The 14,375-nt window shown below is 41.3% G+C and carries 12 protein-coding genes; 4 read left to right on the forward strand and 8 right to left on the reverse strand.

Annotation, left to right across the window (positions count from 1 at the left end; translation table 11 throughout):
* Positions 1-141 precede the first annotated feature (141 nt).
* A complete protein-coding gene (locus tag ACMVDV_RS08060) occupies positions 142-1,344 on the forward strand; it encodes an aromatic amino acid transport family protein (protein ID WP_416157767.1) in 1,203 nt (400 codons plus the stop codon).
* 63 nt (positions 1,345-1,407) lie between these two features.
* On the opposite strand, the gene ACMVDV_RS08065 is transcribed toward ACMVDV_RS08060, so the two are convergent.
* Positions 1,408-4,416 (reverse strand): EAL domain-containing protein, encoded by a 3,009-nt coding sequence (locus ACMVDV_RS08065; protein ID WP_416157768.1) that lies wholly within the window; start codon positions 4,414-4,416, stop codon positions 1,408-1,410.
* A gap of 360 nt (positions 4,417-4,776) precedes the next feature.
* Here ACMVDV_RS08065 and ACMVDV_RS08070 point away from each other — a divergent pair, with 360 nt between their 5' ends.
* Positions 4,777-5,934 carry a chorismate mutase gene (locus ACMVDV_RS08070; RefSeq protein ID WP_304180383.1) on the forward strand — a complete coding sequence of 386 codons (1,158 nt, stop codon included), beginning with the start codon at positions 4,777-4,779 and terminating at the stop codon, positions 5,932-5,934.
* A gap of 60 nt (positions 5,935-5,994) precedes the next feature.
* Here ACMVDV_RS08070 and tyrA read toward each other — a convergent pair whose 3' ends face one another.
* The 6 genes from tyrA to ffh form a co-directional block, all read right to left on the reverse strand.
* On the reverse strand, positions 5,995-7,128 hold the full coding sequence (gene tyrA / locus ACMVDV_RS08075) for a bifunctional chorismate mutase/prephenate dehydrogenase (protein ID WP_304180385.1): 1,134 nt from the start codon (positions 7,126-7,128) through the stop codon (positions 5,995-5,997).
* 371 nt (positions 7,129-7,499) lie between these two features.
* Positions 7,500-7,859 carry a 50S ribosomal protein L19 gene (gene rplS / locus ACMVDV_RS08080; RefSeq protein WP_002962189.1) on the reverse strand — a complete coding sequence of 120 codons (360 nt, stop codon included), beginning with the start codon at positions 7,857-7,859 and terminating at the stop codon, positions 7,500-7,502.
* Positions 7,860-7,892: 33 nt separating this feature from the next.
* Positions 7,893-8,660: a tRNA (guanosine(37)-N1)-methyltransferase TrmD gene (gene trmD / locus ACMVDV_RS08085; protein WP_335678613.1), complete on the reverse strand. Its 768-nt coding sequence runs from the start codon at positions 8,658-8,660 to the stop codon at positions 7,893-7,895.
* Positions 8,660-9,196 carry a ribosome maturation factor RimM gene (gene rimM, locus ACMVDV_RS08090; RefSeq protein WP_416157769.1) on the reverse strand — a complete coding sequence of 179 codons (537 nt, stop codon included), beginning with the start codon at positions 9,194-9,196 and terminating at the stop codon, positions 8,660-8,662. Before rimM ends, trmD begins: the two co-directional genes overlap by 1 nt.
* Positions 9,197-9,213: 17 nt before the next feature.
* Entirely contained in the window at positions 9,214-9,462 is a 249-nt protein-coding gene (gene rpsP, locus ACMVDV_RS08095; protein ID WP_016708927.1) for a 30S ribosomal protein S16, read from the reverse strand.
* Positions 9,463-9,721: 259 nt separating this feature from the next.
* The gene (gene ffh / locus ACMVDV_RS08100) at positions 9,722-11,101 is read right to left on the reverse strand and encodes a signal recognition particle protein (RefSeq protein WP_416157770.1); all 1,380 of its coding nucleotides are present in this window, start codon (positions 11,099-11,101) and stop codon (positions 9,722-9,724) included.
* 273 nt (positions 11,102-11,374) lie between these two features.
* Between ffh and ACMVDV_RS08105 the strand changes: the two genes are divergently transcribed.
* The gene (locus ACMVDV_RS08105; RefSeq protein WP_416157771.1) at positions 11,375-12,181 is read left to right on the forward strand and encodes a cytochrome C assembly family protein; all 807 of its coding nucleotides are present in this window, start codon (positions 11,375-11,377) and stop codon (positions 12,179-12,181) included.
* Positions 12,182-12,242: 61 nt separating this feature from the next.
* Positions 12,243-13,511, forward strand: coding sequence for an HlyC/CorC family transporter (locus ACMVDV_RS08110; protein ID WP_416157772.1), 1,269 nt, complete (start codon positions 12,243-12,245; stop codon positions 13,509-13,511).
* A 161-nt stretch (positions 13,512-13,672) separates the two neighbouring features.
* On the opposite strand, the gene ACMVDV_RS08115 is transcribed toward ACMVDV_RS08110, so the two are convergent.
* A complete protein-coding gene (locus tag ACMVDV_RS08115) occupies positions 13,673-14,281 on the reverse strand; it encodes a hypothetical protein (RefSeq protein WP_416157773.1) in 609 nt (202 codons plus the stop codon).
* Positions 14,282-14,375: the final 94 nt, after the last annotated feature.

The following is a 14,375-nucleotide window of genomic DNA, read 5'->3' on the forward strand; positions in this document are numbered from 1 at the left end:
TTTATAGTAAAAACAGCCTTCACTAGCTTAGCTTGTAAATCATAAGTTACATTTATTTTCTTTGATTTATAACAAAACTATTTAAGTTTGTGCCAACTAGTTATATCTTGCCTGCCTCTCACGAAGTTTTAGGGGCAAAAAGTGCTTAAAAATAAAACAATCGGCAGCATGTTAATTGTTGCAGGTACTACTATCGGCGCAGGGATGCTAGCACTACCAATCGCATCTGCTGGGCTGGGTTTTACAACCGCATTAGCGTTAATTATTTCAACATGGGCGTTAATGACTTATACCGCGTTATTAATGCTTGAACTACATCAACATGCTGATCGCGATGCCACGCTAAATACATTAGCAAAATCATGGCTCGGTAAGCGTGGCCAATATCTGGCTAACTTTTCAGTGATGTTTTTATTCTATGCGCTTTGTGCGGCATATATTGCAGGCGGTGGTGCGCAGCTACAAGAAAAAATAAACACTGGCTTTAACCTCGCTATTGCTCCGCAAGTCGGCTCGCTCATTTTAGCTATCGTAATTGGCACCGTTGTTACTTTAGGCACCAGTAAGGTCGATAAGCTAAACCGGGTGCTATTTAGCGTCAAGATTGTGGTATTAGCGAGTTTATTTTATATGCTAACCCCGTATGTTCACGGCCAACATTTACTCGAAATGCCGATTGAACAAGGGCTTATTTTATCAGCTATTCCAGTGGTATTTACCTCGTTTGGTTTTCATGGCTCAATTCCGTCCATCGTTAAGTATGTGGGCCTTGATATTAAAACCTTACGCCGTGTGATGATCAGCGGTGCCGCCCTGCCCTTAGTGATTTATATTTTTTGGCAATTAATTAGCCAAGGTATGATGAGCCAAGCAGAGCTACTGACAAGTACCGGCTTACCCGGTTTTGTAGCAAGCATTGCCAATATTGCAAACAACTCAGCGGTCGCCACGGCGGTTAACCTATTTGCAGATTTAGCGCTAGCGACATCATTTCTAGGTGTCAGCTTAGGCTTGTTTGATTTTTTTGCTGATGCGTTTAAAAAAGGCGATGGCAATAAAGATAGGATCAAAACTGCGCTGATCACTTTTATTCCACCATTAGGGTTTGCGCTATTTTACCCACAAGGCTTTATTATGGCTTTAGGTTATGCGGCTATCGCTTTAGTGATACTGGCTGTATTTTTACCCGTCGCGATGGTTTATAAGCAACGTGGCAGCAGTGATAAAAACGGCTATGCTGTGCGCGGAGGCAATATTGGCTTAGCGGTTGCCGCACTTTGTGGCGTGCTTATTATCGGCGCTCAGGGGCTACAAATGGCCGGTTTGATCCCCGCGATTGGTTAGTGACACAACAAAGGCACCTAAGGGTGCCTTTGTTGTTGCTATAAGATACGCACTAAAGCTAGATTATGAATAGGATTTAACCCGATCATTGAGCTTTTCAAACAAGTTTGATAATTCGCTCTCTGCGATCGGCGCACTATAATAATAGCCTTGTACGATAAAGCAGTTATTGTTTTGTAAAAACTCCACTTGCTCTATAGTCTCAACGCCTTCCGCTACCACATTTAATTTTAGCTTTTGTGCCATCGCTATAATTGCAGCAGTGATCTCCATGTCATTTTGATCATCAGGTATGTCTTTAACAAACGAGCGATCAACTTTTAAAATATCAACAGGGAAACGTTTTAAGTAACTTAATGACGAATAACCGGTACCAAAGTCATCGATAGAGATTGATACGCCAAGTGCTTTGAGCTGATGCAACTGCGAAATAGCCGCTTCTACATTGCCCATTAGCATGCTTTCGGTTAATTCAAGGTGCAAGCGCTTGGCTGGCACCTTGGTTTTCTTAATGATCGATGCTAATAACGGCACTAACTTGGCATCTTTGAACTGTCGTGCTGAAAGGTTAATAGAAATATTATTCTCTCGCCCTTGCACGGCTAATCGAGCGGCAAACTCACAAGCCTCTTGCAGTACCCAAGCACCTAATTCAACAATTAAACCGGTCGCTTCAGCTATTGGAATAAACTTGGTAGGGGGGATCATCCCTTCGGTTGGGTGGAACCAGCGGATCAAGGCTTCATAGCCCACTACATGCTGAGTGCGGCTATCTACTTGCGGTTGATAGTAAATAACAAATTGCTTTGCTTTAATTGCGACACGTAGTTCATTTTCAATAAACAACCGTTCATTCGCAGCGGCATTAAGTTCTTGGCTATAAAAGTGATAGGTATTGCGTCCTTTTGCTTTTGCCTCATACATTGCTAAATCAGCATGTTTTAGCAGCTGATCTTCTTCTTTGCTATCGTATGGTGCCATCGTAATACCAATACTGGCACTGATAATTACCTCGTTATTACCAAGCATTATTGGCGCATTCAAAGTTTGTTGAATGGTATTCGCCACCTCCATTGCGTGCTCTTGGCGTTCAATCCCACTGAGCAACACGGCAAATTCATCACCACCTAAACGAGCAATGGTATCTTCTGCGCGAAGTCGTTTTTTCAATCGATTCGCCACTTCAACCAATAACTGATCGCCGGCGTCATGACCGAGTGTATCGTTAATACGTTTAAACTCGTCCAAGTCAAAATAAAATAAGGCAAACGCATAATGACCACGCTCCGCAAGCGCCATGGATTTGCGTAATTGCATTCTAAAGAAGGTACGATTAGCCAGCCCTGTTAAGGTATCAAAATAGGCTAATTGCTCCATCTTGCGTTGGCTTTCTTTAACAAACGAAATATCTTGGGCGGAAGCAACATAACTGGTAATGCTGCCACCGTCTTCGCGAATTGGTGAGATACTCAGCGACACCCAGATTGGTTTTTTATCTAAACCTTGGATCAAGGTATCGCCGCGCCAATAATTTCGGCTACGTAAATCAATATCGATGTCATCAACTAATATCGCCATTTCGATGGCGATAATGCTTAATAATGGCGACTGCATAAAATGGTTTTCATCAAACCCAGTCATTTCTAACATTTTTGGATTGACGTATTCAATCACAAAATGTTGATCGGTTATCACCACCCCTGTACCAGAGAAAGCCACCGCTTTTGATAATCGATTTGCGGCTTTTTCAGCAATTTCTTTTTCAGTAATACGCTGATTTAAACCATCGATAAGCTTGCGAATTTCAATCGCCATATCGCGAAAAGAGCCATTTAAAGTGCCAATTTCGTCTTTATTTTCTTTTGGGAACTCAATTTGTAAGTGCCCTTTGCCAAAGCTAGTTACGGCATGTACTAGCGAATGAATTCGACGTAGCACCAGTTGGTACAATGCTTGATGTAACAACAGCGCCACCAAAATAGCGTATAAAATAAACAGCCCAAAAAACTTCACTTTTAGCTCTTCAAGCGCAGAAAGTGCCGATGAGCGTTTTTTATAAATACCAATATACCAATCTAAATGTGCAACTTTGCGAATATTTATAATGTGGGTTTCACCATCTTGCACAAAGGAGTCAGCGTATTCTGGTAAATGCATTTTGATAGTTTGATTGATCAGCTGTTGTAGATCGTCATTGATAAAATCATGGCTGCGCAGTGGTTTATTTGCTTGGCCGTATACTTCGTACAAATTTTTACTCAAATTTGGATGAGCAAGTAATTGTCCTTGGCTATCAAAAACGAATAAATGCTGTTCATTATCGCCTATTGGCAATTGCGAAATCAGTGAATCCAGCGCTAAATCACTACCTGTAACCCCTAAAAATTCATTTTCAAGATAAATCGGCACAAGCACACTGACCAACCATTTATGCCAAATTTTATCGTAATAAACTTTAGACCACACTGCTGAACGGGAAGGATTGAGTGCTTCTTGCGCATAATTAAAACTTTGGTTATCAAAAAACTGATGGGAACCCGCAACATTCAAAGCCCAATTAGGAGGCGCAATGCGAATAAAATTATCTTTGGTAATTAAATAAAAGTTAAAGAAATCTTGGATCAAAGTAGGTGCGACTATTTTCCATAGCGATTCAGAATCATTAATGAGTTTTTTATAAAAAGGTGAATATTTATCTTGTGGCATAAAAGCCGCTGATAAACCGTCTTCAGAGGCACTGCGAATACTGCCGTCAGGATCAAAACTCAGCTGCGCACTCTGATTACTCATCAATTGCGATGAGTTATAAAATAGCTGACTAGAGACGACATTATTGGCCTGCTCAGCAATATTAATTTTTGTTTTCACTAAATTATTAAATTGGCGGATCAAACGCTCACTGGAATGCTTGAGCATTTCATGCTCTTCAAATACCAGCTGCTTTTCTTCTGATTTGAGCATCAACACCGCAGCGCAAATCCCAGCAATTAAACAGATCGCTGAAATTAACAATGAGAGTTTCATACTTAACGAATTTACACCAAAACGTGATGGTGGGCGTCTATACACCACAGGACAACCTTATTTTTAATAATTATTTTTATTTAAATTCACCTAAATAAATATACCAGATCCCTATTTAGATTTATAAATTTTTCGTTAATATTACTGAAAAAAACCAATATCGAAAATAAACTATCCTTTCATGGAGATAAAACCCGCTAGAGTGTTGACTTTATAGCCTACTCTCCATACATTAAGCTTATGAATATAAAATTTTCGCAATTACATTTTTCGTTTTTTAGCTTCTTTAGATAGGAGAGGCTTAACTGTTTGCGAGATTAAATCAACCGAATAGCAAAGCCTCCCAACTGGGAGGCTTTTTTGTTTTTATTACCCAAAAGGTAATTTTTTGGAATGAGGAACCCAAAAATGACAAATGATGTACTAAATTCACTCAGACACGATATTAATGAAATCGATTCTGACTTACTGGTTTTACTGGCTAAGCGTCGCCGAATTAGCCACGGTGTCGTAGAATATAAGATCGCTAATAATAAACCTATACGAGACGAAGCCCGTGAACTGGCCTTATTAGAGAAGCTCATCGGTTACGGTAAGTCACTCGGCCTAGACGCCTATTATGTGAATAACGTTTTTCAAACCATCTTAGAAGATTCAGTCCTTAATCAACAAGCCATGTTACAAAAGAACTTGAACCCTGATGTAATGAGTGAAACGCATCGCGTGGCGTATTTAGGTGGTCAGGGTTCTTATAGCCAACTTGCTTGCCATAAATATTTTAGTCGTCGCCCAGGTAAACTTGTTGAAATGGGTTGCTCAAGCTTTGAGCAGATCACCGGTAAAGTTGAAAGTGGCCAAGCTGACTTTGGCTTATTACCAATTGAAAACACCAGCTCTGGTAGTATTAATGAAGTATTTGATTTACTACAACACGCGCAAGTATCGATTGTCGGTGAAGTAACTCACAGTGTTGAACACTGCTTACTTGCTACACCTGATACTGAGCTTAGTCAGATCAGTAAAATTTTTGCTCACCCACAACCATTTGCACAATGTAGCCGCTTTTTACAGGGCTTAGGCGATATTCAACACGAAACCTGTGATTCTACATCAAGCGCATTACAATCAGCCCTTGAGACTGCTAACAGTGCCGCAATTGGCTCAGCACAAGCGGGTAAAAACGTGGGCCTAGAGGTCATTAAATCAGGGCTTGCCAATCAGCGTGAAAATCACAGCCGCTTTATTGTGGTAGCGCGTAAGCCGTTACATGTATCAAAACAAATCCCAACTAAAACCAGTTTAATTATGGCCACTAAGCAACAAGCCGGTTCGCTTGCTGATGCACTGATGATTTTTAAACATCATAATATCAATTTAGTTAAATTAGAGTCACGCCCTGTTCCTGGCAACCCATGGGAAGAAGTGTTTTATGTGGATTTAGAAGCTAATTTGGTTGATAGCCAAGTCAAGCAAGCGCTTGAAGAACTTAAAGAACACACCCAATATGTACGTGTACTCGGTTGCTACCAAAGTGAATCACTACAAGCTGTAAGCGTAGAAGGTTAAGCATTACACAAAATATAAAAAGGGCTCAAATTGAGCCCTTCCTTGATTAAAAATTTATTTTTAATCAAGTACTTTGGCATCATTGGCTTTGTTTAATAAACTACGGCTTTGGGTTAAAAAGTGTGCCGTAGAATCGGAAAAATAAGCTTTCGCATCAGCAAACGAATCAATCAAAGCAGCCTTATCACTTGCTTTTAATTTTGCCAAGGTGCTGGCAAAGGTATCTTGGTACTGCGCTAGCAACGGCTCTACATTGTCAAATTGTGCGAGCATGATGTCAGAATAAAGTTCTGGTGATTGTGCGAATAATCGCCCTACCATCATCAACTCTAGTTGATAAATCGGTGACGAACAACTGCGCAGCTCTTCCAAGGTATGGCTTTGTTTTGCTAAAAATTGGCCATATACAAACGTGGTTAAATGGCGCATAACCTGAATGATTTGCATCGCTTCGTCGTGCTTTTGCGCATCAAGTTCAACGAGTTGACAGCCCCACACTTGCAGTTGCGACAATAAACCTTGGGCAATCTCATGATTACGGCCTTCGCACACCACCACTGTTTGCTTTACCCAATGAGAGATATCAGGGCCAAACATTGGATGTAGACCTACCACAGGTCCGCTATGCACGGCTTTTAATACTTTTAATGGCGCTTGCTTAACCGAAGTAATATCAACTAATAAACAATCATCATCAAGTTTTGGTAAGGCTGTTACCACGGCTTCTAAAGCATTAATAGGCACACTGATCATCACCAGTTTTGCGCCAGTTAATATTTCTTGCGCGTTACTTTGCTGCTCTTTATCGAGTATTCTGACCTCATAACCTGAGCGAATAAACTGCTGAGCAAACAGCTGGCCCATTGCACCTTGGCCACCCACAATCACAATAGGTGATAGCTGCGGTGCACTACAAGCAAGTTTAGCCTGTTGGTTTTGATATGCTTCACGCATCATTCGCCGTAGGATATCTTCCACTAGTTCAGGGTTAACACCTTGGTTGATTGCTTCTTGGCGACGGGCAGCTAATAAAGTAGCTTCACGATCAGGGGCATGCAGTGGCGCCCCCGTTTGTTGTTTGATTGCGCCGATCTGCTCGGTAATACTATTACGTCTAGCCAGCAGTGCAACCAACTGGGCATCGCATTCATCGATCCCCGCTCTTAACTTATCTAATTGTTTTATATCCGCCACGCGACTACCACCTTAAAAACTGCAATTTCGTACATTTAAATTTACATAAAAGTAAACTAATCAATACGATAAATACTAACAGGATCGCTTGGTTGTTAAAAGGCTAAATAAATAAAAGAATGAGGGTTTAAGCTTTAAGTACTGAGCCATATCCTTTAAGGATGACTGAAGTTAAATTCGATATATGTGTAGTACTTTTTAGAATATTGCTTGTGGGCTTCGCTGAGCTCTAATCAAGCTATGGTGATCACTAGAGCTCGATCTTTTAACTTTACTCTTTCACCTCGCTAACTTCTCTTATCATAAAAACCAAAACGGGTTGCAACCCGAAGGCTGCAACCCGTTTTTTTTGCGTTGCTAAACAGCGCGTATTAGTTAAGCTTTTCTCTAATACGTGCAGATTTACCAGAACGCTCACGTAGATAGTAAAGTTTCGCACGGCGAACTGCACCGCGACGCTTAACTGCTACGCTATCGATAAGAGGGCTGTGCGTTTGGAATACACGCTCAACACCTTCACCGTTCGAAATTTTACGAACTGTGAATGCTGAGTGAAGACCACGATTACGCTTAGCGATTACAACACCTTCAAAGGCCTGTAGACGCTCTTTAGCACCTTCTTTTACTTTTACCTGTACAACCACTGTATCACCAGGGCCAAATGCAGGTACGTCTGTTTTAAGCTGCTCATCTTCAAGCGCTTTAATAATATTTTGGTTTACTTTTGCCATTATGTTTCTCACTTTCCTAGGTGTAACTGTCTTCTAGCCACAAGCTTTTTGGTACTCTTGCTGAAATTTCGCGAGTAATACCGCTTGCTCCTCAGTCAGAGCTAGGTTATGCAACAAGTCAGGACGTCGTAACCAAGTTCTGCCTAATGACTGCATTTGCCGCCATTTTGCTATCTCTTGGTGGTTGCCACTGAGTAATACAGCAGGCACCTGTTTGTCGTCCAATGTTTCTGGCCGTGTATAGTGAGGACAATCTAGCAAGCCATCCGAAAATGAGTCTTGCTCCGCTGATTGGTTGTGTCCTAACACGCCTGGCACTAATCGCGCTACTGCGTCAATTAATGTCATGGCAGGTAGTTCACCCCCACTCAAAATAAAATCACCAATTGACCATTCTTCGTCAACGTATGATTCTATTATTCTCTCGTCTATACCTTCATAGCGACCGGCAATCAAAATCAGTTTTTTAGAGCTGGCGAGTTCGCTTGCCCCTTGCTGATCTAATTTGCGCCCTTGCGGGGACATATAAATTACTTTTGCACCATCACCTGCCGCCTGTTTGGCGTCAAGAATGGCTTGTTTCAATGGCTCAACCATCATTAACATACCTGGACCGCCCCCGTAAGGACGATCATCCACCGTTCTATGCTTATCAGTAGCATAATCACGTGGGTTCCAGCAGTTAAAATCGATTAAACCATTTTTTACTGCGCGACCAGTTACACCTTGCGTTGTAATGGCATCAAACATGTCCGGGAAAAGGCTGATAACCCCTACCCACAACGAACTCGTTTGACTCATTAAAAGCCAGGATCCCAGTCTACGGTAATTTCTCTCGCATCGTGTTTAACTTCTTTGATAACTGAATCAGTTAAAAATGGAATTAAACGCTCTGCTTGGCCAAATGCATCTTTATTATTTGCTTTCACAACTAATACGTCATTTGAGCCTGTCTCCATCAGGTCATCAACGATGCCTAAGTCATAACCTTTATCAGTTATAACCGACATGCCAATGAGATCTCGCCAATAGAACTCGCCTTGCGGCAGTTCTGGTAATTGCGCTGCATCCATTGAGATTTCTGCATGGGTATAAGCCATTGCTTCGTCTCGGTCGTTTACTTGCGCAAATTTAGCGATAAAGCCTTTGTTGTGGCGACGCCAGTCGACCACTTCTAAGGTCTGCCATTTACCTTGCTGCCCTATCAACCACGGGCTGAAATCGAAGATCCCTTGGGGATCATCAGTAAATGAATGTACCTTAAGCCAGCCCTTTATACCATATGGGGCACCGAGCTTTCCTACGACAATTATTGATGAGGTGTTCTCTTGACTCATGGTTACACTTACGCCTATTAAGCCGCTTTACGAGCGTCTTTTACTAACTTACTTACGCGATCTGAAAGAGATGCGCCCTGACCTACCCAGTGTTCTACACGAGATAAATCTAAACGTACTTTTTCTTCTTGACCACTAGCAATTGGGTTAAAAAAGCCTACTTTCTCGATGAAGCGACCGTCACGCGAGAAACGGCTATCCGCAACCACAATTTGATAGAAAGGGCGTTTTTTAGCGCCACCACGTTGCAAACGAATAGTTACCATACCGTCCTCTAAATAGATTGACTGTTTTCATTAATAAGATTTACTCCCCAGTATGGGGAGCTGGGGAATTGTACGAGTTTTTAGCAACAATGCAAGTAAGAAGTGACTCGAAATCAGTGTTAAGTTGATTAAACACTGATCTACGCGTTAATTCAGACTATATAGTGCTTTCAATGCATAATTTATCCACAAAAAAAGAGGCTATTTGCCTCTTTTTTAGTTAACTAAATCACGATTTCATCGAGTTTTAATCAAAAGCTTAGAATTTAGGACCGCCACCACCCATCATTCCAGGGGGTAACATACCTTTCATACCGCGCATCATTTTCATCATGCCGCCTTTGCCTTTCATTTTTTTCATCATCTTTTGCATTTGCGTAAACTGTTTTAGCAATTTATTGATCTCTTGTACTTGCGTACCAGAACCTGCTGCAATACGTTTTTTACGCGAGCCTTTAATGATCTCTGGACGCGCACGTTCTTTTTTGGTCATTGAACTGATGATCGCTTCCATTTGGATAAAAGTTTTATCGCCCATTTGCCCTTTTACTGCATCAGGTAAGTTTGCCATACCCGGCAATTTATCAAGCATCGACATCATGCCGCCCATGCTTTTCATTTGCTTTAGCTGATCAGCAAAATCATCTAGGGTAAAGCCATCACCTTTAAATACTTTTTCAGCAACTTTGGCAGCTTGCTCTTTATCGACTTTCATTTCGACTTCTTCGATCAATGAAAGTACATCACCCATGCCAAGTATGCGCGACGCGATACGATCTGGATGGAAAGGCTCTAGCGCATCAGTACGCTCGCCAACACCCATAAATTTAATTGGTTTGCCAGTGATATGACGGATCGACAGTGCAGCACCACCGCGCGCATCACCGTCAGTTTTGGTTAAAATCACACCTGTCAGTGGTAATGCTTCATCGAATGCTTTGGCGGTATTAGCGGCATCTTGACCTGTCATTGCATCTACTACAAATAAGGTTTCGATTGGGTTGATTGCATGATGCAAGTTCTTAATTTCGTCCATCATGTCATTATCAACATGTAAACGACCCGCGGTATCAACTAATACAACGTCGATAAATTTCTTTTTCGCATGCGAAATTGCGGCTGTTGCTATATCGACAGGTTTTTGCGAAATATCACTTGGGAAAAACTCAACCCCTACTTCATTGGCCAACGTTTCTAACTGTTTAATCGCCGCTGGGCGATAAACGTCGGCACTGACCACTAACACTGATTTCTTTTTGCGTTCTTTTAAGAATTTAGCAAGTTTAGCCACGCTGGTGGTTTTACCCGCACCTTGTAGACCCGCCATCATCACCACGGCTGGCGGTTGCGCGTTTAGGCTCAGCTCTTCGTTTGCTTCACCCATCGCTTTTTCTAGTTCTTCGCGAACGATTTTTATGAACACTTGGCCTGGGCTTAGGCTTTTAGTTACTTCAATACCTACTGCGCGCTCTTTAACTTGTTTAACAAACTCACGAACAACGGGTAAAGCAACATCGGCTTCTAAAAAAGCCATACGCACTTCGCGCAGCGTGTCTTTTATATTGTCTTCAGTGAGGCGCCCACGGCCGCTAATATTTTTTAAGGTTTTACCTAATCGTTCTTGGAGGTTCTCAAACATGTAAAGGTTCCGATCAAACGTGATATACCAATTTCCCAAACAACGTTATTACCGCAAGTTTAGCACTTACTATTAATAGCGCTGATTTCATATAATCAGTATTATTAAAATTTTAATTAAAAACAGTATACCGTAAATGGTGGCGCACAATACAGTGTTCAAGTGCGCTGTTTGAGTTTCTTTTTACAAACTCTATGCATTTGCCTTGCTATAAAATACAATGCCCTTACTCTAACAAGGAATATTTGACTCAAATTGAGTGGCCCAAGCACTATGCTGATTATTAGTTTAACTATTATTGCCAGTTTATTTTATATCTTAGCGACGTCTCACGTGCTGTCTCGGTTATTTCATCAACAAGGTCCGAGCCAAAAGTTGACGATTATTCTCAGCACCGTGGCGATTTTAGCGCACATGTTGTTACTAGTGAATTCGGTGTTTCGCGTCGATGGCCAAGATTTAAGTATTGTTAATGTATCACTGTTAACCTGCTGGGTGATTGTGGTCTCTGTCACCACAGTGTCATTAAAGTTTCCTGCTACATTACTCCTGCCGGTGGTGTATGGCTTTGCGGCATTACTTACTATTGCCAGTTTATTCATTCCACATCATATTTTATTGCAAAGTATTGATGTTGAGATCGGGTTAGTGACCCATATTTCACTGTCATTACTTGCCTACTGCGTATTGATTATTGCGACCTTGTACGGCGTGCAATTTTACTTTATCGACAAACGCTTAAAACGCAAAGACTTAGCTATAGTGCACAGCCACCTCCCCCCTTTAATGGTGGTTGAGCGTCAGCTTTATCATTTATTAACGTTAGGCACCGTTTTATTAACGATGGCGCTGTTATCTGGGTTTGTTTTCCTTGACGGCATGTTTGCAACAGAATTTATTCATAAAACCGTTTTATCATTAATTGCGTGGGCTATGTTTACAACGGTGACTGTAGGTCACTTAAAACAAGGATGGCGTGGTAAACCAGTGGTATTAGCCATTATGGCCGCGGCTTTTGTTTTAACGTTGGCTTATTTTGGCAGCCGCTTTGTGCAAGAAGTGATCCTGAATAAGTTTTAACTTGACTCAGACAGCTCACTCCCGCTTAATACGCATTGGTTAAATAAAAAAGGATCCTTCTTTGAACGACATCTCTACAAGTGTTTTGTTTATAATACTTGGAATACTCATACTTTGTTCTGCATATTTTTCTGGTTCTGAAACAGGCATTATGTCAATTAACAGAATCCGCTTACGTCACCTTGCTAAAGAAAACCATCGCGCAGCAAAGCGTGTCAACAAACTGTTGAGCCGTCCTGATAGACTGATAGGCCTTATCCTAATCGGTAATAACTTAGTAAACATTGCCGCAGCGCAGGTTGCGACCATTATAGGTATTCGCCTATATGGTGATTTAGGTATCGCCATTGCTACGGGTGTATTAACCCTAGTGGTATTAATTTTTGCTGAAGTAACGCCAAAAACCTTAGCCGCCCTTTACCCTGAGCGAGTCGCCTTTCCAAGTTCAGTGATACTCAAAGGGTTACTAAAAATTCTCTTTCCATTTGTAGTCATTGTTAACTGGATGACCAACGGTATATTACGGTTATTTGGTATTAGTGCCGCACAAATAGAGGAACACAGCATGAGTAAAGAAGAATTAAAAACGGTGCTGAATGAATCTGGTGCGCTGCTCCCCGCGCGTCACCAAAGTATGTTGACCTCTATTTTAGATTTAGAGCAAGTCACTGTTGAGGATATTATGATCCCGCGTAACGAAATCGTGGCGATTGATATTAATGATGACTGGAAGCTGATCAGTAAACAACTTACCCACGCACAACATACACGTGTACTGCTATACCGTGACCAAATTGATGATGCGGTTGGCTTTATTCATTCGCGTGATGCGCTGCGCCTATTAACGAAAGAACAATTTGATAAGCCGTCATTGCTACGTGCTGTACGTGAGATTTATTTTATTCCTGAAGGCACATCGTTAAATACACAACTGTTCAAATTCCAACAATCGAAAGAACGTATCGGTTTGGTGGTTGATGAATACGGTGACATACAAGGCCTAGTAACCTTAGAAGATATCCTAGAAGAAGTGGTTGGTGATTTTACTACCACACAAACTCGTACACCAAGCGAAGAAGTCGTGTCACAGGATGATGGTTCATTCTTAGTGGATGGCGGTGCTAACGTGCGTGATCTCAATAAAGAAATGGATTGGGAATTTCCCCTTGATGGTCCAAAAACTTTAAGTGGTTTGATTGTCGAATACTTAGAAGATATTCCAGATGCTAATTTAAGTTTACGTATTGCAGGCTACCCTATAGAAGTGGTTGAAGTGAAAGAAAACATGATCAAGCTGGTACGTATCCAAGCAAATAAACGCAAAGTATAAGTCTTTAAGTAGAGTAGCAACAAGCTACTCTACTTCCCCAACTAGCCCCGCTTTTTTGTGCATATTATAAATCGACTTAAATACTTAACCATTCTAGCGCGCTAAATAAAGCGACACTAAAAAGCCCGCTATGCGCTCTTATGTAGGTATTGACGATAAAGTTAACTAAACAACCGTTCTAGCCAACTTTTATCGAGATCTGCTTCGCATTTTTTAAGTTGTGCACCATAGCGACTGGCGCGGTTTTTAACTTTATTTGCCACCGCCATTAGCCATTGTTTCTTTTTATAGGTGCCACGTTTGTAGCCGCCCCAACCCTCATGATAATTAAGGTATTGCGCATAAGCATCCCACTTCGACACACCATTTACTTTATGGGTTTTATAGACAAACCAAGCCATAAAGTCGATTGCATCATCAAAATCATCTCGATTGGCCCCACTATTGCCCGTCTCACGAATGTAATCAGCCCAAGTGGGAGTTTTAGCTTGTGAGTAGCCATAGGCTGAACTTGCTCTGCCAGTGGGAATGATCCATAAAAAATATTCCATTGGCGGTGCAGCATCATGTCTAAAGGAACTTTCTTGGTACATCATGCTCATTAGTACATGTTTCGGTGATCCCCACTTTTCTTGGGCATCTTTTGCGTCATAATACCAATCGCTTTTCTCTTCAAAAATTTTACATATATCATTAGGTTGCTTTGGAGGGGCTGTTGCGCAACCTGTTAACGCAGCTCCCAGCGATAAAATAATTAAACTTTTTTTCATTTTTTTTTGATTCTCGCTGAACTTTTTATAAAAGCGTAAGTCCTATTTTATGAATGCGCAGTTTAGCATTGTTTATCCCTGAAGAATCTTTACG

Source organism: Pseudoalteromonas sp. ASV78 (assembly GCF_047806705.1).
In the GTDB taxonomy this organism is placed as follows: Bacteria; Pseudomonadota; Gammaproteobacteria; order Enterobacterales; family Alteromonadaceae; genus Pseudoalteromonas; species Pseudoalteromonas prydzensis_A.

Coding starts and splice junctions, on each gene's coding strand:
- ACMVDV_RS08070 (WP_304180383.1), top strand. CDS start 4,777: ATGACAAATGATGTACTAAATTCACTCAGACACGATATTAATGAAATC.
- rplS (WP_002962189.1), bottom strand. CDS start 7,859: ATGGCAAAAGTAAACCAAAATATTATTAAAGCGCTTGAAGATGAGCAG.
- trmD (WP_335678613.1), bottom strand. CDS start 8,660: ATGAGTCAAACGAGTTCGTTGTGGGTAGGGGTTATCAGCCTTTTCCCG.
- rimM (WP_416157769.1), bottom strand. CDS start 9,196: ATGAGTCAAGAGAACACCTCATCAATAATTGTCGTAGGAAAGCTCGGT.
- rpsP (WP_016708927.1), bottom strand. CDS start 9,462: ATGGTAACTATTCGTTTGCAACGTGGTGGCGCTAAAAAACGCCCTTTC.
- ffh (WP_416157770.1), bottom strand. CDS start 11,101: ATGTTTGAGAACCTCCAAGAACGATTAGGTAAAACCTTAAAAAATATT.
- ACMVDV_RS08105 (WP_416157771.1), top strand. CDS start 11,375: ATGCTGATTATTAGTTTAACTATTATTGCCAGTTTATTTTATATCTTA.
- ACMVDV_RS08115 (WP_416157773.1), bottom strand. CDS start 14,281: ATGAAAAAAAGTTTAATTATTTTATCGCTGGGAGCTGCGTTAACAGGT.